At 65.4% G+C, this 18,451-nt stretch carries 20 protein-coding genes and 1 tRNA gene; 5 read left to right on the top strand and 16 right to left on the bottom strand.

Annotated features, from left to right (window positions below; translation table 11 throughout):
* Position 1: 1 nt before the first annotated feature.
* From nusA to infB, 3 genes are read left to right on the top strand one after another with little or no spacing between them, the layout of a single operon-like run.
* Positions 2-1,621, top strand: coding sequence for a transcription termination factor NusA (gene nusA / locus JDO7802_RS06375; protein ID WP_055083746.1), 1,620 nt, complete (start codon positions 2-4; stop codon positions 1,619-1,621).
* 18 nt (positions 1,622-1,639) lie between these two features.
* Positions 1,640-2,272 (top strand): RNA-binding protein, encoded by a 633-nt coding sequence (locus tag JDO7802_RS06370; protein WP_055083744.1) that lies wholly within the window; start codon positions 1,640-1,642, stop codon positions 2,270-2,272.
* Entirely contained in the window at positions 2,269-4,743 is a 2,475-nt protein-coding gene (gene infB / locus JDO7802_RS06365) for a translation initiation factor IF-2 (protein ID WP_055083742.1), read from the top strand. The genes JDO7802_RS06370 and infB overlap by 4 nt, the downstream gene beginning before the upstream one ends.
* A gap of 69 nt (positions 4,744-4,812) precedes the next feature.
* Here the strand turns inward: infB and JDO7802_RS17925 are convergent, their stop codons facing one another.
* The 7 genes from JDO7802_RS17925 to JDO7802_RS06330 form a co-directional block, all read right to left on the bottom strand.
* Positions 4,813-5,394, bottom strand: coding sequence for a hypothetical protein (locus JDO7802_RS17925; RefSeq protein ID WP_055083740.1), 582 nt, complete (start codon positions 5,392-5,394; stop codon positions 4,813-4,815).
* 113 nt (positions 5,395-5,507) lie between these two features.
* The gene (locus tag JDO7802_RS06355; RefSeq protein ID WP_055083737.1) at positions 5,508-6,308 is read right to left on the bottom strand and encodes a cytochrome c1; all 801 of its coding nucleotides are present in this window, start codon (positions 6,306-6,308) and stop codon (positions 5,508-5,510) included.
* Positions 6,309-6,322: 14 nt separating this feature from the next.
* Positions 6,323-7,675 (bottom strand): cytochrome b, encoded by a 1,353-nt coding sequence (locus JDO7802_RS06350; RefSeq protein ID WP_055083735.1) that lies wholly within the window; start codon positions 7,673-7,675, stop codon positions 6,323-6,325.
* 12 nt (positions 7,676-7,687) lie between these two features.
* A complete protein-coding gene (petA, locus tag JDO7802_RS06345) occupies positions 7,688-8,269 on the bottom strand; it encodes a ubiquinol-cytochrome c reductase iron-sulfur subunit (RefSeq protein WP_055084778.1) in 582 nt (193 codons plus the stop codon).
* Positions 8,270-8,421: 152 nt separating this feature from the next.
* On the bottom strand, positions 8,422-8,847 hold the full coding sequence (locus JDO7802_RS06340; protein ID WP_055083733.1) for a GNAT family N-acetyltransferase: 426 nt from the start codon (positions 8,845-8,847) through the stop codon (positions 8,422-8,424).
* A complete protein-coding gene (locus tag JDO7802_RS06335) occupies positions 8,844-9,443 on the bottom strand; it encodes a glutathione S-transferase (protein ID WP_055083731.1) in 600 nt (199 codons plus the stop codon). The genes JDO7802_RS06340 and JDO7802_RS06335 overlap by 4 nt, the downstream gene beginning before the upstream one ends.
* A 62-nt stretch (positions 9,444-9,505) precedes the next feature.
* The gene (locus JDO7802_RS06330) at positions 9,506-10,120 is read right to left on the bottom strand and encodes an FMN-binding negative transcriptional regulator (protein WP_055083729.1); all 615 of its coding nucleotides are present in this window, start codon (positions 10,118-10,120) and stop codon (positions 9,506-9,508) included.
* A gap of 109 nt (positions 10,121-10,229) precedes the next feature.
* On the opposite strand from JDO7802_RS06330, the gene JDO7802_RS06325 reads away from it, so the two are divergent.
* Positions 10,230-11,114 carry a DMT family transporter gene (locus tag JDO7802_RS06325; RefSeq protein ID WP_055083728.1) on the top strand — a complete coding sequence of 295 codons (885 nt, stop codon included), beginning with the start codon at positions 10,230-10,232 and terminating at the stop codon, positions 11,112-11,114.
* Positions 11,115-11,144: 30 nt separating this feature from the next.
* Here the strand turns inward: JDO7802_RS06325 and JDO7802_RS06320 are convergent, their stop codons facing one another.
* From JDO7802_RS06320 to JDO7802_RS06305, 4 genes are all read right to left on the bottom strand, one after another.
* Entirely contained in the window at positions 11,145-11,654 is a 510-nt protein-coding gene (locus JDO7802_RS06320; RefSeq protein WP_055083726.1) for a fasciclin domain-containing protein, read from the bottom strand.
* Positions 11,655-11,746: 92 nt separating this feature from the next.
* Complete coding sequence (gene mtaB / locus JDO7802_RS06315) at positions 11,747-13,027, bottom strand: tRNA (N(6)-L-threonylcarbamoyladenosine(37)-C(2))-methylthiotransferase MtaB (RefSeq protein WP_055083724.1); 1,281 nt, start codon at positions 13,025-13,027, stop codon at positions 11,747-11,749.
* Entirely contained in the window at positions 13,020-13,835 is an 816-nt protein-coding gene (gene dapF, locus JDO7802_RS06310) for a diaminopimelate epimerase (protein ID WP_055084776.1), read from the bottom strand. The genes mtaB and dapF overlap by 8 nt, the downstream gene beginning before the upstream one ends.
* Before the next feature lie 28 nt (positions 13,836-13,863).
* Positions 13,864-14,769: a hypothetical protein gene (locus JDO7802_RS06305; protein ID WP_055083722.1), complete on the bottom strand. Its 906-nt coding sequence runs from the start codon at positions 14,767-14,769 to the stop codon at positions 13,864-13,866.
* A gap of 117 nt (positions 14,770-14,886) precedes the next feature.
* Here JDO7802_RS06305 and JDO7802_RS06300 point away from each other — a divergent pair.
* Positions 14,887-14,962, top strand: a tRNA-Lys gene (locus JDO7802_RS06300).
* A 12-nt stretch (positions 14,963-14,974) separates the two neighbouring features.
* Here the strand turns inward: JDO7802_RS06300 and JDO7802_RS06295 are convergent.
* The 5 genes from JDO7802_RS06295 to JDO7802_RS06275 are packed head-to-tail and all read right to left on the bottom strand — an operon-like array spanning position 14,975 to position 18,188.
* Positions 14,975-15,619, bottom strand: coding sequence for a CDP-alcohol phosphatidyltransferase family protein (locus JDO7802_RS06295; RefSeq protein WP_055083721.1), 645 nt, complete (start codon positions 15,617-15,619; stop codon positions 14,975-14,977).
* The gene (locus tag JDO7802_RS06290) at positions 15,612-15,977 is read right to left on the bottom strand and encodes a hypothetical protein (RefSeq protein ID WP_055083719.1); all 366 of its coding nucleotides are present in this window, start codon (positions 15,975-15,977) and stop codon (positions 15,612-15,614) included. The genes JDO7802_RS06295 and JDO7802_RS06290 overlap by 8 nt, the downstream gene beginning before the upstream one ends.
* Positions 15,974-16,909 (bottom strand): phosphatidate cytidylyltransferase, encoded by a 936-nt coding sequence (locus JDO7802_RS06285; protein WP_055083717.1) that lies wholly within the window; start codon positions 16,907-16,909, stop codon positions 15,974-15,976. The genes JDO7802_RS06290 and JDO7802_RS06285 overlap by 4 nt, the downstream gene beginning before the upstream one ends.
* Positions 16,906-17,556: a lysophospholipid acyltransferase family protein gene (locus JDO7802_RS06280; RefSeq protein WP_055083715.1), complete on the bottom strand. Its 651-nt coding sequence runs from the start codon at positions 17,554-17,556 to the stop codon at positions 16,906-16,908. The genes JDO7802_RS06285 and JDO7802_RS06280 overlap by 4 nt, the downstream gene beginning before the upstream one ends.
* A 26-nt stretch (positions 17,557-17,582) precedes the next feature.
* Complete coding sequence (locus JDO7802_RS06275) at positions 17,583-18,188, bottom strand: transglycosylase SLT domain-containing protein (protein WP_083481049.1); 606 nt, start codon at positions 18,186-18,188, stop codon at positions 17,583-17,585.
* Positions 18,189-18,451: the final 263 nt, after the last annotated feature.

The following is an 18,451-nucleotide window of genomic DNA, read 5'->3' as shown; positions in this document are numbered from 1 at the left end:
CATGGCCATTACATCCGCCAACCAGCTGGAGCTGCTCCAGATCGCCGACGCGGTCGCCCGCGAGAAGATGATCGACCCCGGTCTGGTCATCGAGGCGATGGAGGAGTCGCTCGCCCGGGCTGCGAAGTCGCGCTACGGGTCCGAGATGGACATCCGCGTGGACATCGACCGCAAGTCGGGCCGCGCGACGTTCACCCGCGTGCGCACCGTGGTCGAGGAAGAGCTGCTGGAGAACGAAAAGGCCGAATTCACGGTCGAGACGGCCAAGCAATATCTGGACGACCCCAAGATCGGTGACACCTTCGTCGAGGAAGTGCCGCCCGTGGACATGGGGCGCATCGCCGCCCAGTCGGCCAAGCAGGTCATCATCCAGAAGGTGCGCGAGGCCGAGCGCGAGCGTCAGTACGAAGAGTTCAAGGACCGCGCCGGCACGATCATCAACGGTGTCGTCAAGCGCGAGGAATACGGCAACGTCATCGTCGACATCGGCGCGGGCGAAGCGTCGTTGCGGCGCAACGACAAGATCGGGCGCGAAAGCTATCGCCCCGGCGACCGCATCCGCGTGTTCATCAAGGACGTGCGCCGCGAGGAACGCGGCCCGCAGATCTTCCTGTCGCGCACCGCGCCCGAATTCATGGTGGAGCTGTTCCGTATGGAAGTGCCGGAAATCTATGATGGCGTGATCGAGATCAAGGGTTGTGCCCGCGACCCTGGCAGCCGCGCCAAGATCGCCGTGATTTCCTATGACAGCAGCATCGACCCCGTCGGGGCCTGCGTCGGCATGCGCGGCAGCCGCGTCCAGGCCGTCGTCAACGAGCTTCAGGGCGAAAAGATCGACATCATCCCCTGGACCGACGATGCGGCCACGTTCCTTGTGAACGCCCTGCAGCCCGCCGAGGTGACCAAGGTCGTCATCGACGAGGAAGCCGAGCGCATCGAAGTCGTCGTCCCAGAGGAGCAGCTGTCGCTGGCCATCGGGCGGCGCGGTCAGAACGTGCGTCTGGCCAGTCAGTTGACCGGTCTGGATATCGACATCCTGACCGAGGAAGAGGAGTCCAAGCGTCGCCAGGCCGAGTTCGAGGAGCGGACCAAGCTGTTCATGGACACGCTGGATCTGGACGAATTCTTTGCGCAGCTGCTGGTGTCCGAAGGGTTCACGAACCTGGAAGAAGTCGCGTATGTCGAAGTGGACGAACTGCTGGTGATCGACGGGGTCGACGCCGACACCGCCGGCGAATTGCAAGCCCGTGCCCGCGACTATCTGGAAGCGCAGAACGCCAAGGCGATGGAGGCCGCGCGCGAAGCCGGTCTGGCCGACGATCTGGCGAATTTCGAAGGGCTGACGCCGCAAATGCTGCAGGCGCTGACCGCCGACGGGATCAAGACGCTGGAAGATTTCGCAACCTGCGCCGACTGGGAAATTGCCGGCGGCTGGACCATCGAAGGCGGCGAGCGTCACAAGGACGATGGCCTGTTGGAGCCATTCGATGTCACGCTGGAGGAAGCACAGGACATGATCATGACCGCCCGCGTGATGCTGGGCTGGGTCAGCCCCGAAGACGTCGTCGGCACCTCGGACGAGGAAGCCGAAGCCGCCCAGCCCGAGGAGGCCGGGGCGTGATCGCCCCGGATTTTTCCCCTGACGCGCGGCGGCAGAGACAAAAATCGCGACGAGCCTGATCGTCGCTGCATCGTCACCGGAGAGGTCGGGCCGAAGGCCGGGCTGATCCGTTTCGTGGTGGGCCCCGACGATACGGTCTATCCGGACGTCGCGGGCAAGCTGCCCGGACGTGGCATATACGTGACGGCCGATCGGACAACGCTTGAAAAAGCGGTGTCCAAGCGCCTATTTTCACGTGGAGCGAAGAAACAGGTCCAAGTGCCCGACGGGTTGCTGGATCTGCTGGAAACCGTCCTTCTCAAACGGCTTCAAGATGCGATCGGCATGGCGCGCAAGGCGGGCAAGGCGATGGCGGGCTATGAGAAGGTGAAGATCATGCTCGACCGGGGAGAGGCGCGCGTTTTGATGCAAGCCTCCGACGGGTCGGAGCGCGGCAAGGGGAAGCTGTCGACGCCGTCGGACGGCAAATGGATCGGCTTCCTGACGGCGGACGAGCTGGGCCTGGCTTTCGGAAAGGACCGCGTGATCCACGCTGCGGTCGCATCTGGAACCTTGGCGCGTCGTATTGTAGAGGAAGCCGCAAGGCTTCAAGGCATCAGACAAATTGATGGCAGCACTCCGGCTGCCGAGAAGGATACTGGGAACGCATGAGCGATCAGGACGGCAAAAAACCCCTCGGACTTTCTGGTGGCGCCCGCGCGGGCACCGTGAAGCAGAGCTTCGCCCGCGGACGCACCAACAATGTCGTGGTGGAAACCAAGCGCAAGCGCGTTTCGGTGCCCAAGCCGGGTGCCCAATCGGCGGCTGCAGTCAACGCACAGGGCGGCAAGCAGACCGCGACGACCGACTCGGAAATGGATCGGCGTCTCAAGGCGTTGCAGGCCGCCAAGGCCCGCGAAGCCGAGGACAACGAGCGTCGTGCCCGCGAAGAGCAGGAGCGCGATCAAGAGCGCAAGCGCCGCCGCGAGGAGATCGAGGCCAAGGACCGCGAGGAGAAGGAGCGCGAGCAACTTCTCAAGCAAAAGGCCGAGGATGACGCCCGCCGGCAGGAAGAGGCCCGCGAAGCGCGCGAGCGTCCCGCCGGAACGGTTACGCCCGCGACCGCGCCGACGGCCGACAAGCCCGACCGCACCCGCAACCTTGGCCCGGACGCGCGGCCGGCCCGCAACGATGCCCCCCGCAAGCGCGAGGACGATTCGGGCAAGCCGAAGACAGATGGCGAGCGTCGCGGCGGCAAGCTGACCGTGAACCAGGCCCTGCGCGGCGGCGAAGGCGGTCGACAGCGGTCGATGGCGTCGATGCGCCGCAAGCAGGAGCGTCAGCGTCGGGGCGGCCCGTCCACCCCGCAGGAAAAGGTGATGCGCACGGTGCAGCTGCCCGAGACGATCGTCGTTTCGGAGCTGGCCAACCGCATGTCCGAACGTGTGGCGGCGGTGGTCAAGTCGCTGATGCAAAGCGGCATGATGGTCACCCAGAACGAGGTCATCGACGCGGATACCGCCGAGTTGATCATCGAGGAATTCGGCCACAGCGTGCAGCGCGTGTCGGAATCGGACGTCGAGCAGGTCATCGAGAGCGTCGAGGACAAGCCAGAGGATCTGGTGGACCGCGCGCCGGTCATCACGATCATGGGCCACGTCGACCACGGCAAGACGTCGCTTCTGGATGCGATCCGCAAGACCAAGGTCGCGTCGGGCGAATCCGGCGGCATCACGCAGCACATCGGCGCCTATCAGGTCGAAGTGGGTGGCAAGGCATTGTCCTTCCTGGACACGCCGGGTCACGCCGCGTTCACATCGATGCGGGCCCGCGGCGCGCAGGTGACGGATATCGTCGTCCTAGTCGTGGCCGCAGACGATCAGGTCATGCCGCAGACGGTCGAGGCGATCAATCACGCCAAGGCCGCGAACGTTCCGATGATCATCGCGATCAACAAGATGGACCGTCCCGGTGCCGATCCGCAGAAGGTCCGTACGGATCTGTTGCAGCACGAAGTCGTCGTCGAGGCGATGTCGGGCGAAGTGCAGGACGTCGAGGTTTCGGCCCACACGGGCGAAGGCCTGGACAAGCTGTTGGAAGCCATCGCGCTGCAGGCGGAGATCCTGGAGCTGAAGGCGAACCCCAAGCGCAATGCCGAAGCCGCTGTGATCGAGGCGCAGCTGGACGTGGGTCGCGGCCCGGTGGCGACGGTTCTGGTGCAGAACGGCACCCTGCGGCGCGGCGATATCTTCGTCGTGGGCGAGCAGTGGGGCAAGGTTCGCGCCTTGATCGACGATTCCGGCAAGCGCGTCGAGGAGGCCGGCCCGTCCGTGCCCGTCGAAGTCCTGGGCCTGTCGGGAACGCCGGGCGCTGGTGACGTGCTGAACGTGGTCGGGACGGAAGCGCAAGCGCGCGAAATCTCCGAATACCGGATGCAGGCCGCCAAGGACAAGCGCGCGGCCGCGGGTGCCGCGACGACGCTGGATCAGATGATGGCGAAGGTGAAGGAAGACAAAGACGTCTCCGAACTGCCCATTCTGGTGAAAGCCGACGTTCAAGGCTCCGCCGAGGCGATCCTTCAGGCGATGGAGAAGATCGGCAACGATGAAGTGCGCGTTCGCGTTCTGCATTCGGGCGTCGGTGCGATCACCGAGAGCGACATCACCCTGGCCGAAGCCTCGGGTGCGCCGGTCATCGGCTTTAACGTGCGGGCCAATGCGCCGGCGCGGGCGGCGGCGAACCAGAAGGGTGTGGAGATCCGGTATTACTCGGTCATCTACGACATGGTCGACGACATCCGCGACGCCGCATCGGGCCTGCTGTCCGCCGAGATCAAGGAGACCTTCATCGGCTATGCCGAAATCCGCGAGGTCTTCAAGGTCACGGGCGTCGGCAACGTCGCGGGTTGTCTGGTCACCGAGGGGATCGCCCAGCGGTCCGCCGGGGTCCGCCTGCTGCGCGACGACGTGGTGATCCACGAGGGCACCCTGAAGACGCTCAAGCGCTTCAAGGACGAAGTGAAGGAAGTGCAGTCCGGTCAGGAATGCGGCATGGCGTTCGAGCGGTACGAAGATATCCGCAAGGGCGATGTGATCGAGATCTTCACCCGTCAGGAAGTGGAGCGGACGCTCGGCACCGAGTAGGTCTTGCGACATCGACGAACTGGAAACGGGGTCCTGCGGGGCCCCGTTTTCGTTCGACCCCTGCTTGGATCAGCGCGGGGGTTTCGCGCTGAAGATCGGATGGGGCCGGGGGCCTTCCCCCGATTTTGAAGTCGACTTCAAGACAGGCTCGGACCGGGTTGTAGGCTTCGCCGGGGGCTGTGCCGGTTGTGGCGTCACGGGTGCCACGCGCGGGCGTAGATTGGGCGGCATCGGCGGCACGTCGTCCGAGGCGGGAACCGGTGCAGGTGCGGGCGGCGGTGCCGCGGGCATAGGCGCGACAGCGGGTTCAACCGGATCGGCCGAACGAACAACCGGGGCCGCAGGTTTTGCCCGACGCGCCTGCAGCAGCATTGCCCGCATGATGTCTGCCGTATCGAGCGCGGCGCGGGTCTGCGCCGCCATCAGGACAGAGAACAGGCCGAAGAGGGCGAGGCCGACACCCGGCGCGCTGGCCACGAGTCGTCCGGTCCAGGTGATCGGTCCGGGCGCGTCCACCGACCCCGGCGTGGCCCCCAGCATGAAACCGGCAGCCGCGAGCAGGAAGCCGACAGCGGCAATGCCCCATCCGACATTGGCGAAAAGCATCGCGATGCCGCGTCCCGCGCGATTGGTCTTCTTGAAGTCGTCCATTGCATTCCCCGCAGCTGTCACCGGAGTCTGCCCAATCCGGGCGCGATTGCCCAACGAAAAAGGCCGACCCCGAAGGGCCGGCCTGGTTTCTGCCGATGCGAGACGTGCCCCGATCAGTCGTCCTTGTTGCCCTTCACCGGCGCCCAGATGCGCTTGTTGGTGAAGTAGAGCAGGACCGACAGCACGGCGAGCATGATGACCGCCGTAAGGCCCATCTGCTTGCGCGCGGCCAACTTGGGCTCGGCCGTCCACATCAGAAAGGCCGCGACGTCGGTTGCGATCGCATCCTGCGAGTTATCGGCGCCGTCGTCGAAGTCAATCCAGCCGTCTTCGATCACCGGAGCCATCGAGATCCAGCCGCCCGGAAAGGCGGTGTTCTCGTAGAGGATGGTTCCCGCCTCTTCCTTCTCCTCGCCGGTATATCCGGTCAGGAGGGACGCGATGTACTCGGGTCCGCCCATACCCTTGACGAGTTGATTGATCCCGAGGTTGACCGGCCCGTGGAAGCCGGCCCGCGCCTTGGCCATCAGCGACAGGTCGGGTGCGCCGACCGAGTTGTTTGCGGGGAAGTGATCGGTGACCGAAGCCTGGAAGTAATCGTACTCCCCGGTCTCTTCGTCCAGCTTATAGACCTCGATCAGCTCCGCGTAGGCTTTGACCTGGTCTTCCGAGAATTCGGGTCCACCGGCGTCCGAGAGCGTCCGGATGGGAACGAACTTCAGTCCGTGACAGGCCGAGCAAATCTCGGTGTAGACCTTCAGCCCGCGTTGCAGCTGATTCTGATCGTAGGTTCCGAAAGGGCCTTCGAACGGGAAGGCATAATCGGTGATCTGGGTTTCGTAATCCCCGGCGGCGATGGCCGCCGAGGATCCGATCACGAGGGCCGCGAGAGCCGTGGTGAGTTTGGAAAGCATCTTCGACTTTCTCCTTATTCGGCCGGGGTGGCTGCGGTGGCTTTGCCCGAGCCGCCACCCGTGCTGCCGCCATGTTCGTTGGCATAGGCTTCCTCGATCGTCGCCGGACGGGCCAGCGGCTTCTCGAACACGCCCAGAAGCGGCAGAACCACCAGGAAATAGGCGAACCAGTAGGTCGACGCGATGAGCGACAGGGACGCCCACGGCTCCTCCGCCGGCATGGCACCAAGCCACATCAGCGCGAAGAAATCGATGACCAGCACCAGGAAGAACCACTTGAACATCGGACGGTACCGACCCGACCGGACCGACGACGTGTCGAGCCAGGGGGCCAAAGCCATCGCGACGATCGCGCCGAACATGGCAACCACGCCGAAGAACTTCGCATCGACGATCCCGCCGGTGATCCAATTGGCCGCGATCACGATCCAGACGTCTGCCGTGAAGGCCCGCAGGATCGCGTAGAACGGCAGGAAGTACCATTCGGGAACAATGTGTGCGGGCGTCGCCAGGGCATTCGCCTCGATGTAGTTGTCGGGGTGACCCAGATAGTTGGGCATGAAACCGACGACCGCGAAGAACACGAGCAGGATCACGGCAAGCGCGAAGGCGTCCTTGATCACGAAGTAGGGCCAGAACGGCAGAGTGTCGCGCTTGGCTTCTTCCTTGGACGTGCGGCGCACTTCGACGCCCGTCGGGTTGTTGTTGCCGGTCGAGTGGAACGACCAGATGTGCACGATCGTCAGGCCCAGGATCAGGAAGGGCATGAGGTAGTGCAGCGAGAAGAAGCGCGTCAGCGTCGCGTTGTCGACCGCCGGTCCACCCAGCAGCCAGGTCTGCAGACCTTCACCCACGAACGGGATGGCGCCGAACAGGCCGGTGATCACGGTCGCGCCCCAGAAGGACATCTGACCCCAGGGCAGAACGTAACCCATGAAGGCCGTGCCCATCATCAGCAGATAGATGACGATGCCGATGACCCACGTGATTTCGCGCGGGGCCTTGTAGGACCCGTAGTACAGGTTCCGGAAGATGTGGGCATAGACCGCGATGAAGAACAGCGATGCGCCGTTGGCGTGGATGTAGCGAAGCGCCCAGCCACCGTTCACGTTGCGCATGATATGCTCGACCGACCCGAAGGCCAGATCGACATGCGGCGTGTAGTGCATGACCAGCACGATGCCGGTGATGATCTGCAACAGCAGCGTAAAGGTCAGGACGATGCCCCAGATCCACATCCAGTTCAGGTTCTTGGGCGTGGGGATCATCAGCGTGTCATAGAGCAGACCAAGGATCGGGATCCGGCGGTGGACCCACTTTTCGGCCCCCGTGGTCGGTTCATATTGGTCGTGGGGAATTCCAGCCATGGTGGTGTCTCCTCAGCCCAGTTTGATTGTTGTGGGGTCGGTGAACTGCGCGACCGGGACCGGAAGGTTGCGGGGCGCAGGCCCTTGCCGGATGCGTCCGGCCGTATCGTAGTGCGATCCGTGGCAGGGGCAGAACCACCCGCCGAAGTCACCCGCGTCGCCCAGAGGCACGCAGCCAAGGTGCGTACAGACGCCGATCATCACAAGCCATTCACCGCTTGCGACATCGCCGTCGTCGAAGCCCGGAATGGCACGGTTGGCGTCGGAGGCATCGGCCGCCGGGTCGAGATTCGCGTTCTCGGCGTTCGGGTCGGGCAACTCGGACATCTCGACGCCGGTGGCGGCATCGATCTCTTCTTGGGTGCGGCGACGGACGAAAACGGGCTTGCCCAGCCATTTGACGGTCAGCTGTGTGCCCGGCTCCAGGGTGGAGACGTCAACGTCGATCGAGGCCAGCGCCTGCACGTCCGCCGAAGGGTTCATCTGGTTGACCAGCGGCCAGACGGCCGCACCGGTGACGACGACGCCAGCGGCCCCGGTCGCGTAGTAGAGAAAGTCGCGGCGGGTGCCCGCGTGATCGTCTGCGTGTGACACGAAGCCATCTCCCGTTCTGGTTTTCGGCCCCGCACGGGGTCCGGCATGAAACGCGTGAATCAGCCCATGGATCCCCATCGGCGACATTCTGCGACCTCTTAGCGCAAGATGGGACGCGGATGCCAGCGGACAAACGGGCGCAGGCCATCGGTTTACAAGGACATGTCCATATCCCGGTGTTCGATGCCCGCATCATCGTAGGTAGGGCCGTGGGCGCGGAAGCCAAGGCGTTCGTAGAAGCCCAACGCCGAGAGCTGCGCGCCCAGCGTCGCATGGGTGAAGCCCATATCCGCCAATTCCGCCATGACGTGCTGCATCAACATCGCCCCCAGGCCCGTGCCCCGCGCGCGCTCCAGCACCGCGACGCGCTGCACCTTGGCCATGTGTTCGGATTTCGGCAGGACGCGCAGCGTGGCGACGGGCCCCTGCGCATCGGTGACCAGCCAATGCAGGCAATCGGGGTCGCGGCCGTCCACCTCCTCGTTCTCGGGCACGCCCTGCCCTTCGATGAAGACCGTCGCCCGGATGGCCAGCGCGTCGGCGATGTTCGTCACCTGTTCGATGCGGACCGGCGTCATCCCGGTTTGGTCGCCGCCATGGCGGGACGCGCGGCAAAGGAGGCCTCCCATTTCGCCAACCCGTCGCGCCCTTTGCGCCAATCGCGGTCGTCGTGGCGCAGATCCAGATAGCCCAGCGCGCAGCCGATGCCGATCTGACCGGCGTTCAGCGGTCCTTCCAAAAGCGGCATCGACCGTGATTCGAGCGCGTCCAGCGACCGCGCGATCTTGGTCCATTGGGCGTCGAACCAGTCGGACCACCACAGGGCTTCGGGACGCAGACGCTTTTCGTAGGTGATGCCGACCGCCGCTTCCATGATGGCGTCGGCGTTCGCCTCCAGTGACAGGACATCCCAGAGACGACCCTCGGGATAGAGATTGGACGTTGCGCGGTGATCCAGGAAACGCGTGATGACGCGACTGTCGTAGAGGGCCGGGCCGTCGTCGCGCAGCAGGGCGGGGATCTTTCCCGACGGATTCGCCGCGTTCAGCGCCGCATCGCCCCCCATCGGGTTCGCCGTCACATCCACGACCTCCACATCGTCCTGCGCCGTCTCGATCAGGACGACGCGGCATTTGCGCACGAAGGGCGACGCGGGGGAGCTGAGAAGCTTCATGGAAATCTCCGGGGTTTGGACAGGACGCAAGAAAGCAGAGCGATGGCACGAGGGCCAGAGCGTCAGGCCGGCGGATCGCGCATCAACGCGGCAAGGTCGGACGCATCGGGCTGCAGGGCCGCCCGCTCCAGCCCGTCGGCGGCCCGCTGGCGGACGGCGTCGGGCTTGTTCTGACTGACTTTCCAGGTGGCCACGACGGAGGTGACGGCCATCCGGCAGGGCAGAATTTGCCGCATCATCCGGTCGCGCACATCCGGCGTCATCTTGGCCACTTGCCAGGGGGGCTTGGGGGCCAAATGCGCCTCCGCATCGGCGGATTGCCGGTCGAGCATGTCGCGCATCTCCTCGGGGTCGAGCATGCGAAGGGACCCGCGCAGATGTACGGCGACATAGTTCCATGTCGGCACCTGATCGTCGACGCCGTACCAGTCGGGCGAGACGTAACCGTCCGGGCCCATGACCGAAATCACCGCATCGCAGGGCGCGGCGCGCAGGATCGGATTGGACCGCACCAGATGCAGATCGACGGTCGCGGCATCGTCGGACAACAAGACCGGCACATGCGACAGAAGCGGGCCGTCCGGCGCGTTGACGGCCAGCGTCCCGAACGCACGGGCGCGCACGAAGGCGAGGTTTCGGTCGTGGGACGTGGTGCGGAAGGTGGGGTTCGGATGCATGGCGCGCCTTCGGGATCTGGCCGGCTTCGTCTTGTGGTAGGGGGTTCGCGCGCGCAGTGTCCACGAAATGATTGTATCGACACCCCCCGCGGTCGACAGGCCCGACCGCATGGCATCGGCGATCGCGCTGCGGCTTGCGGCGGCGGTCTTCGCCACGCTTCTGGGGTTCTGCATCCACGGCGCGTCCAAATCGGCGGACACCGCACAGGTCGTGTTCCTGCGTGCTGCGCTGTCGATCCCGCCGCTGCTGCTGTGGGCGGTTCTGACCGGGCCGATGTCCGATCTGCGACCGAAGGCACCGGGCAAGCATCTGCTGCGCGGCACGCTGGGCGGGGTCACGATGGCGCTGAATTTCTACGCACTTGCCCAGTTGCCGGTGACGAGCGCGCAGACGCTGTCCTATCTGACGCCCGTTCTGTCGATCCCGGCGGCCGTCATCCTGCTGGGAGAGCGTTTGTCGGTGCGCACGGTGATCGCCGTCGCCCTTGGGTTCGCGGGCATGATGGCAATGCTTTACACGGCGTCGGCCAATCCGGACTGGGGCTGGCCGGAATTGTCGGGGATGATCGCGGGCATCGCGTCGGCCTTTCTGATGGCGCTGATCCGGGTGCAGATCCGGGCGATGACGGCGACCGAGACGGTCATGTCCATCGCGCTGAGCTTTGCGGTGATCGTGTCGGCGATGGGTCTTGTCGCCGTCCTGCTGACTGGATGGACACCGATGACCCCGGAGTTGTGGCTGTGGCTGGGCGGGGCCGGGCTGCTGGGGGCGGCCACGCATATCACCGCGACCGAATCGGTGGCCCGTGCGCCCGTGTCCCTGTTGGCCCCGTATGATTATTCGGGGCTGGTCTTCGCGGTCATGCTGGATTTCGCCCTGTTCGCGCATCTGCCGGGGCCATGGGGATGGGTCGGCATTGTTTTAATCGCGGCTGCGGGGTTGATGACCGCCTTCGCGGGCCGTCCCGTGGGCGCGGGTCTGCGGGCGCGCTGACCCCGAAACCGGGATCAGCGCGATCGTGGATCAGGGCAGCAGAACGCTTTCGATCACGTGGATCGTGCCGTTGGAGGCAAAGACGTCCGGCGTGGCGACCGGTACGCCCTCGACCGTGACGCCGCCGCCTTGGCCGTTGATGTGCAGCGGCGTGCCGTTGACGGTGGGGATGCGGCCGTTCGTACCAATCAGGCTGGACGCCGGATAGTTGTTCGGGGCCACGTGATACGTCAGGATCGAAACGAGCTGATCCTTGTTCTCGGGCAGGAGCAGGTTCTCGACCGTGCCGGCAGGCAGCGCCGCAAAGGCGGCATCGGTGGGCGCGAAGACGGTGAACGGACCGGGGCCCTTCAGCGTATCGACCAGATCGGCAGCCGTCAGCGCAGCGGCCAGCGTGGTGAAGGAGCCGTTCGCGACGGCGACGTCCACGATGTCGGGGCTGGATGTGGTGGTGGCCCCGACGCAGCCCGAAAGCGCGGCGGTACCGAAGGTGGCACCGGACAGTTGAAGCAGACGGCGGCGGTTGATCGTGATCGTCATGGTATCTCTCCCGTTTTGGACAGTCGCTAAGATTGTTGCGACTGTTCCGTTACGGCAGGTAAGTTAGGGCGGATCACCCGAGCGCCAAGTTCTCACGACGTCGTGAGCGCCGCTTCGCCCAGAAGGCGGTGATCCCGCAGTCCGGTGATCCGGGTCGGGACGATGGCACCTTCGGGTTGATCGACGTCGAACGCGACTTCGGCGAACTGCGCGGTCCGGCCCATGCGCGGGCTTTCCATCAGCACCGCATGGTCGCGACCGACCTGCGCGGCCAGGTGCCGGGCGACGGCCCGGGTTCCGGCGTCGCGCAGGCGGGCGGCGCGCGCCTTTATGATCCGGCCGTCGACCGCGGGCATCTTCGCCGCGGGGGTGCCCGCGCGGGGGGAATAGGGGAAGACGTGCAACCAGGTCAGGTCGCAGTCTTCCACCAGCGCCAGGCTGTCCTCGAAATGGGCGTCGGTTTCGGTCGGGAAACCGGCGATGATGTCGGCCCCGAAGGTCATGTCGGGGCGCAAACGGCGCGCCTCCTGCGCAAAGCGGATCGCGTCGTCGCGCAGATGCCGCCGCTTCATCCGTTTCAGGATCAGGTCCGACCCGTGTTGAAGCGAAAGGTGCAGATGCGGCATCAACCGCGGTTCTTCGGCAATGCAGCGCAAAAGGGCGTCATCCACCTCGATGCTGTCGATACTGGAGATCCGCAGACGCGCCACATCCGTCAGCCGCAGGATGCGGGCCACCAGATCGCCCAGCGGCGGCTGGCCCGGCAGATCGGCCCCCCAGCTGGTCAGGTCGACGCCGGTCAGCACGATCTCGTTGAAGCCCCGCACGACCAGCCGATTGATCTGATCGACGACGACGCCCGCGGGCACCGACCGCGAATTGCCGCGACCGTAGGGAATGATGCAGAAGGTACAGCGGTGGTCGCAGCCGTTCTGGACCTGCACATAGGCGCGGCTGCGGGTGCCGAACCCGTCGATCAAATGGCCGGCGGTTTCTGTCACCGACATGATGTCATCGACCTGGCACCGCTCCGACCCGCCGGTGGCCAGCCCGGACCAGGTGGCGGGCTGCATCTTTTCGGTGTTGCCGATGACGTGGGTGACTTCGGGCATCGCCGCAAAGCCGTCGGGGTCGGTCTGCGCGGCGCAGCCCGTCACGATGATGCGCGCATCGGGGTTTTCGCGGCGCAGCTTGCGAATGTCCTGTCGGCCCTTGCGCACGGCTTCGGCGGTGACGGCGCAGGTGTTGACGATGATGGCGTCGTCCATACCGGCCTGCGTGGCAAGCGCGCGCATCGCCTCCGCCTCGTAGGCGTTCAGACGGCAGCCGTGGTTCGACAGGATGGGCCCCAACACGGGCGGGTCGTCAGCCATGCCATATCCCGTCGAAGACATGGGCCGTCGGGCCGGTCATCCAGACGCCATCGTCGCGCCAATCGACGTGGATCGTGCCCCCGTCCAGATCGATACGCACCTGCCGCCCGGTCAGCCCGCGACGCGCGGCGGCGACGGCGGTGGCGCAGGAACTGCTGCCCGATGCCAGGGTGATACCGACGCCACGTTCCCAGACCCGCATGCGCAGATGATCGGGTGCGGTCAGATGGGCGATCTGCACGTTGGTGCGTTCGGGGAACAGCGGATGGTGTTCGTGGGCCGCGCCGAACGACGCCAGATCGACCGCCTCCGCGTCGTCCACGAAGAAGGTGCAATGGGGATTGCCCATGCCGGTCGCCACCGGGTCGCCGTCGATCGGCAGGCGCAGCGTGTCCATCGCCTCGGCCAGGGGCACATCGGCCCAGTCCAGCAGGGGCGCGCCCATGTTCACCGCCGTTAGATCACCAGGCAGGGCCCGGGCCGACAGAACGCCGCGCTCGGTCCGCAGGGTCAGCGCATCGGTTTCGCGCCGCGCCATTTCCCAGGCGGCGATGCAGCGCGTGGCGTTGCCGCAGGCCCCTGCCATCGACCCGTCGGCATTCCAGAACAGCAGTTCGACATCGGCCTTACCGTGATCCCGGATGACCGCAAGCTGGTCGAACCCGACGCCGCGATGCCGGTCCCCGATGGCGCACGCAACATCCGCATCGACGCGCGCGCCGGTGCGGCGTTCGTCGACCACGACGAAGTCGTTGCCAAGCCCGTGCATCTTCATGAACGGCAGGTCGTCTGATCGGGTCTGTTCCATCGCCCCGCGCATATAGGCGCCGCAATCGTTAATCCAGAGGGGCGGGCGTCGTCCGTGCAAAGGGGGACAGAAGCCGTGCCAGAACCGTCAGCAGGGTCTGGCGGTGCGCGGCGGCCAGTGTCGGGCTGTGCCGGCGCAGATGCCGATCGACGGAATGCCTGACGGTATCCTGGATGCCATCGGCGAACAGCAACGACAACGCGAGGTTCAGATTGACGTCGATGACCGCCTCCTCCCGGTATCGGCACCCGTTCCCGTCGGTCGTGATCGTCACATCGCTGGCCCCGACCATGTCATCGATATGCGGCCCACCGCACACCGTCACGACGCATTGCCTCTCGGGCGTCTGGGAGACGATCCGATAGCGGAAGTGTATTTCCTCACGGATGTTGCGCCAGTCGGTCATGTCGACCCCCGGCACGTCCTGAAGCGCGGGAATCCAGCCATCCCGCTCGGGGCCGAACCGCTTGCCGGCCGCAGTCCGATCGGGCCGGATGAACAGCGCGTCGCGTGCCACATCCGCCGGAACATCGAGGTGCATTTCGGTGATCAACCGCGCATCGGCCTTCCACATCAGGTCTCCGATCTGGCACCAGATCCAGCTGATCGAGTTGAACACCAGGATCAGGCCCAGCGGCACGAAGAGAAGATGCGCCGCTTCCCAGGGGCCCATTTCGACCAGGGCCAACATATAGGGCCAGGCCAAGGGCACCACCGGGGCCACGACGAGAAGGGTCAACGACAGGGTCAGCCCCTCGATCTGACCGTTGGGAAACACGAGCGCGTTGAGCACCGTCAGCGCGATCACGAGCGCGGCGAACATCGGCAGGTGCGGCCAGAGCGTCGGCGACACACCGGCCAGCAGCGCGATCCCCCCGCAGATCAGCAGGCGACGGCGCAGCGCATGGAGGCGATAGAGAATTGTATCCAACATGCCGACACCCTGTCGCGCGTCCGCGGCATCCGCAGGACCAAAAACGGGAAAAACTGCGACATGGTCGGGAAGGCGGCCTTGACCCGTCTGAAAACCACAGCTACGTGCACCCCCGGAGAGCCGATAGCTCAGTTGGTAGAGCAACTGACTTTTAATCAGTAGGTCCAGGGTTCGAGCCCCTGTCGGCTCACCATTTTCCCCCCATTCAGTCCGGTTGCGCCAGCTTGGTGCGGATGCGCAGCGCCCGACGCGCGGCGGTCGCGATTTCCCCGGCGACGATGACCCAAAGCGCGATACGCAGGACGAGCGGCGCGTCGATCCAGACCCCTAGAAACGCCCCGGCAACGGCGGCAGCGGTCACGGCAGCCATGCGATGCTGCTTGGCCATGGGGCCGGTATAATCGGCATCCTGCCCCAAGGACGCGCCGAACGCGCGCAGATACGCGATAAGAACGGCGAGGGCCGCCGCGGCCCAGCCCAGCCATGCGACGCCAGCACCGATGCCGACGCCAACAAGGATCAGGATGTCGGCGGGCCGGTCGGGCACTTCGTTCCAGAACGGACCGGTCGGACCGCCCTGCCCCGCCTCCACCGCGACCATTCCATCGAAAAGGTTGCACAGAAGGCGAAGCTGAACGCCCAGGCCGCCGCCGATCAGAAGCGCGACGCGACCCAATCCTTCGGTCAACGCGACGCCGGCGAAACACGCCCCGGCAAATGCCGCGAAGCCGACGCTGGCCGCCGAAATCTGGTTCGGTGTGATTCCCGTTCCGGCCAGCCAGCGGGTGATGCCCCGCGCCCATCCCGTATCGCGGCTGGTCAGGGGGCGGCGGTTCTTGGTGTCAGGCATCGGTGGCTCTCAGATAGCTGTAGGCGAAGACATAGGTGCCCGACACGGCCAGCGGGACGGCGACGGTCGGCCCGATTTCGGGCGTGCCCGCCATGGCGTGGACCTTGAGCAAAAGGGCGGCGGACAGAACGAAGGTTATGCCTGCGGCCAGCGACCAATGCGGCAGATGCAGGCGCAGGTGATCGGCGACGGTCTTGAGCAACGCGGTCAGCGTGCCCGACAGCACCGCCTGCACCACGCCGGCCTGCAACCGCTCGGCCATCGGATGCATCCGGTTCGCGAACACCGCCCAAGCCCCCATCAAGAGTGCGCCGACGGCGACATGCACCCACGTCCGACGCGCAAGGGCGCGGATCATGCCCACCAGTAGCGCGTCAGATGGAAGAAGATCGGGGCCGAGAAGACGACCGAATCGAGCCGGTCGATGAATCCGCCGTGTCCCTCGATCGTATGGCCCCAATCCTTGACGCCCCGGTCACGTTTGATCGCCGACATCACCAGACCACCGAAGAACCCCATGAGCGCGATGACAAGCGCCATCATCCCGGCCTGCAGCGACGTGAACGGCGTGATCCAGTAAAGCGACGCGCCGATCAACGTGGCGGACGCGACGCCGCCCACGAAGCCTTCGACCGTCTTGGAGGGCGACAGGCGGGGGGCGATCTTGTGCTTTCCGAGCAGCTTGCCCCAGACGTATTGCAGCACATCCGACAGCTGCACCACGACGATCAGGAACGCGATCAGCAGGACACCCCGCCCTTCAAAGCCCACGATTTCCAGCGTGATGAGGGCGGGGACATGGCTGGCGCAGAAGACGCAGATCATCAGCGCCCATTGCACCTCGGCCACGCGGATCAGGAAATTGTCCGTCTCGCCGCGCAAGGCGCTGATGATGGGGGCCAACAGGAAGCAATAGACCGGGATATAGATCGAATAGATGCCGTATTCGCCCGCCCAGATCAGCCAGTATTGAAACGGGATGACCACGAAGAACGCGATGATCAGCGTCCAGTGATCGGACCGGCGGACATTGGTCAGGGTCACGAATTCGCGCAGGGCCGCGAAACTGCACAGCGCGAACAGGATAACGACGCCGGTGCGTCCGGCCAGGAACGCGATGCCGATCAGGATCACCATGCCCCACCACGCCCGGATGCGGGCGGTCAGGTTTTCGATGGCCTCGTTTTGTCCGTCAGCGGAGTACGTCTTCTCCAGGATGCCGCCGATCACACTTGCCACGATCAGCAGACCAACGATCCAGGACAGCAGGATGACGAGATCGGGGATCATGCCGCATCCCCCGCCAGGGCCAGCAGCGCATCGCGGGTGCGCGCCAGAAACGCGTCCCTGTCGTCGCCGTTCAACCGGTGCGGCGCACCGAATGTGACCTTGCACAGCAGCGGGACTGGAATGACCTCTCCCTTGGGCATGACGCGGTTGAGATTGTCGATCCAGACGGGGACGAAATCGGTGTCGGGCCGGGCCTTTGCCAGATGGTAGAGCCCGGTCTTGAACGGCAGCAGCACCTCGTCGGTCAGGTTACGGGTGCCTTCGGGAAAGATGATGAGCGAGGACCCCTCGTCTAGGGCTTGGGCCATCTGTTCCACCGGGGCTTCCCTGGGGCCACCGCCCACGCGGTCGATCAGGACGGCGTTGAAGACATGGCGGCCGATGAAGCGCTTGATCTTTGTACCCAGCCAATAATCCGCGCCGGCGACGGGGCGCACCCGGTTGCGCAGACGCTTGGGCAACACCGCCCAGATCAGGACGAAATCGCCGTTGCTGGCGTGGTTGGCGTAATAGACCCGAAGGCCGGGAACCGGTTCCACCCCCTGCCAGTCGCCGCGCACGGCGGTGATGAGGCGGGCGAAAAGCTCGATCGCGGCGGCGGCAAGGCCGGCGGCGATGCGGGTCGGGAAGGAAGGGCGGCGTGTCATGGCGCGACACTAGGCGCGGCGTCCCCTCAGGAACAAGTCTCCGCGCCAAGAACACCCGCGAAACCGGACGCGCGGCGACAGACCGGGGCTTCGGCCACCTGCGGCAACGGATTGCCCGCGTCATCGATGGGCACCATCGCCGCCTCGCCGCGGTCGACCTTGCCCCACATATCGCCGCGCAGGCCGGTTTCGTACAGCAGACCCTGACGCTTGGCTTCGTAGTAGTATCCGCGCGCATACCACATGACTGCCGCCTGTTCATTCCCGTCCGACAGCATCCAGGCCCCGCGCAAATATCGACCGGCGTATTTCAGATGCGTTTCGGCATCGAGCAGTTGCGACGGCTCTCCGCGGAAGTTCACGCCACGCGCGGTGGCGGGCAGGATCTGCATCATGCCCCAATACGGCCCGTTGCGGGCCTTCGGGCGGTAGTCGCTTTCCCGCTGGATGACCTTGTGAACCAGGCTGGCCGGGATGTCGTAGACGTCGGCCCATTTGTTCACCAAGGCGCGGATGGCCGGCGTTTCGCCGGGGTAGAGCGCGACCGCCGTCTGGGCGGCCGGATCTTGCGGGGGCGGAGCGGAAGCGCAGGCGGACAACAAAAGAACAATGGGCAGAAGAAGACGAAGCATGTCAGACCGTGTGCAATGGCGTTGAGACGGCGTAGCGCGGAAGCCGCCGACCTGAAAAGCGGGATATCGGGCGATCGGCAAACCTTTGCCAATCGGGCTCCGCGCTTGAACAACGGCGCGCCATGCGTCACGCCGGGCGGGTGAAGAACCTGTCGTACTGGATACAGGGCGCGGCCCTGCGCGGGCTTTTGACGCTCGTGGCGCTGTTCCCGCTGGACCGGCGGCGCAGCATCGTCGCCTGGGTGACCGAACGGGTCGTGCGG

The organism is Jannaschia donghaensis (assembly GCF_001403795.1).
GTDB lineage: Bacteria > Pseudomonadota > Alphaproteobacteria > Rhodobacterales > Rhodobacteraceae > Jannaschia > Jannaschia donghaensis.
The sequence above is the reverse complement of the archived record's forward strand: the minus strand, read 5'-3'. Positions and strand labels throughout refer to the sequence as shown.

Coding starts and splice junctions, on each gene's coding strand:
- mtaB (WP_055083724.1), bottom strand. CDS start 13,027: ATGGCTGACGACCCGCCCGTGTTGGGGCCCATCCTGTCGAACCACGGC.
- JDO7802_RS06330 (WP_055083729.1), bottom strand. CDS start 10,120: ATGCATCCGAACCCCACCTTCCGCACCACGTCCCACGACCGAAACCTC.
- JDO7802_RS06290 (WP_055083719.1), bottom strand. CDS start 15,977: ATGATCCGCGCCCTTGCGCGTCGGACGTGGGTGCATGTCGCCGTCGGC.
- JDO7802_RS06325 (WP_055083728.1), top strand. CDS start 10,230: ATGGCATCGGCGATCGCGCTGCGGCTTGCGGCGGCGGTCTTCGCCACG.
- JDO7802_RS06305 (WP_055083722.1), bottom strand. CDS start 14,769: ATGTTGGATACAATTCTCTATCGCCTCCATGCGCTGCGCCGTCGCCTG.
- JDO7802_RS06335 (WP_055083731.1), bottom strand. CDS start 9,443: ATGAAGCTTCTCAGCTCCCCCGCGTCGCCCTTCGTGCGCAAATGCCGC.
- nusA (WP_055083746.1), top strand. CDS start 2: ATGGCCATTACATCCGCCAACCAGCTGGAGCTGCTCCAGATCGCCGAC.
- JDO7802_RS06280 (WP_055083715.1), bottom strand. CDS start 17,556: ATGACACGCCGCCCTTCCTTCCCGACCCGCATCGCCGCCGGCCTTGCC.
- JDO7802_RS06340 (WP_055083733.1), bottom strand. CDS start 8,847: ATGACGCCGGTCCGCATCGAACAGGTGACGAACATCGCCGACGCGCTG.
- dapF (WP_055084776.1), bottom strand. CDS start 13,835: ATGGAACAGACCCGATCAGACGACCTGCCGTTCATGAAGATGCACGGG.
- JDO7802_RS06355 (WP_055083737.1), bottom strand. CDS start 6,308: ATGCTTTCCAAACTCACCACGGCTCTCGCGGCCCTCGTGATCGGATCC.
- JDO7802_RS06350 (WP_055083735.1), bottom strand. CDS start 7,675: ATGGCTGGAATTCCCCACGACCAATATGAACCGACCACGGGGGCCGAA.
- infB (WP_055083742.1), top strand. CDS start 2,269: ATGAGCGATCAGGACGGCAAAAAACCCCTCGGACTTTCTGGTGGCGCC.
- JDO7802_RS06295 (WP_055083721.1), bottom strand. CDS start 15,619: ATGCCTGACACCAAGAACCGCCGCCCCCTGACCAGCCGCGATACGGGA.
- JDO7802_RS06285 (WP_055083717.1), bottom strand. CDS start 16,909: ATGATCCCCGATCTCGTCATCCTGCTGTCCTGGATCGTTGGTCTGCTG.
- JDO7802_RS17925 (WP_055083740.1), bottom strand. CDS start 5,394: ATGGACGACTTCAAGAAGACCAATCGCGCGGGACGCGGCATCGCGATG.
- JDO7802_RS06275 (WP_083481049.1), bottom strand. CDS start 18,188: ATGCTTCGTCTTCTTCTGCCCATTGTTCTTTTGTTGTCCGCCTGCGCT.
- JDO7802_RS06320 (WP_055083726.1), bottom strand. CDS start 11,654: ATGACGATCACGATCAACCGCCGCCGTCTGCTTCAACTGTCCGGTGCC.